This is a genomic window from Pontimicrobium sp. MEBiC01747 (genome assembly GCF_053601635.1).
In genome coordinates, this window is the sequence record NZ_JBSHNS010000604.1 from 1 (window position 1) to 998 (window position 998).

At 37.6% G+C, this 998-nt stretch carries 1 protein-coding gene; it reads left to right on the forward strand.

Annotated elements, in window-relative coordinates; genetic code table 11:
- The coding region (locus ACVC2P_RS20350; protein WP_452600268.1) for a glutamine synthetase III at nucleotides 1-998 on the forward strand (998 nt) is incomplete at both ends.

A 998-nucleotide genomic window follows, 5' to 3' on the forward strand; every position in this document is an offset into this window, starting at 1 on the left:
GCAACTGCAGAAAAACATGACGCCTTTTTTGAAACCATGGGAGAAGGGCATGCTATAGAACGATTTGGAGGAAGTCAACTAGTGCAGCAAGAGCCAGATGCTTCAAGTTTTCCTCACGGAGGCATAAGAAATACCTTTGAAGCGCGTGGTTACACAGCATGGGACCCTACATCGCCAGCATTTGTATACGGGACTACACTATGTATACCAACAGTATTTGTATCGTATACAGGAGAAGCGTTGGATTATAAAACACCTTTATTAAGAGCATTACAAGCTATAGATACAGCAGCAGTAGCAGTTTGTAAGTATTTTGATAAAAATGTAAAAAAAGTAAATGCCTCTTTAGGTTGGGAACAAGAATACTTTTTAATAGATAGTGCATTAGTATCCTCTAGACCAGATGTTTTATTAACAGGACGCACCTTACTAGGGCATGCCTCTGCAAAAGGACAGCAGTTGGACGATCATTATTTCGGAACCATCCCTAATCGAGCTATGGCCTATATGAGAGATTTAGAGACAGAGTGTATGTTATTAGGGATTCCTGTAAAAACAAGACACAATGAAGTAGCGCCTAATCAATTTGAATTAGCACCCATATACGAAGAAGCTAATTTGGCCGTAGACCATAATGCATTGCTAATGGATGTTATGGATAAAGTTGCAGAACGCCATAGTTTTAAAGTGTTATTTCATGAAAAACCATTTAAAGGAATAAACGGGTCTGGTAAACATAATAATTGGAGTTTAAGTACAGATACTGGAGTCAATTTATTAAGCCCAGGGAAAACCCCAATGAGTAACCTTCAGTTTTTAACCTTTTTTATAAATACAATAAAAGCTGTAAATGATAATGAAGAGTTGTTACGAGCAACAATTGCATCAGCAAGTAACGATCATAGATTGGGGGCTAACGAAGCACCGCCAGCAATAATCTCTGTATTTATTGGCGATCAATTAACCAAAGTTTTAAATGAACTAGAAAATGTAACAAC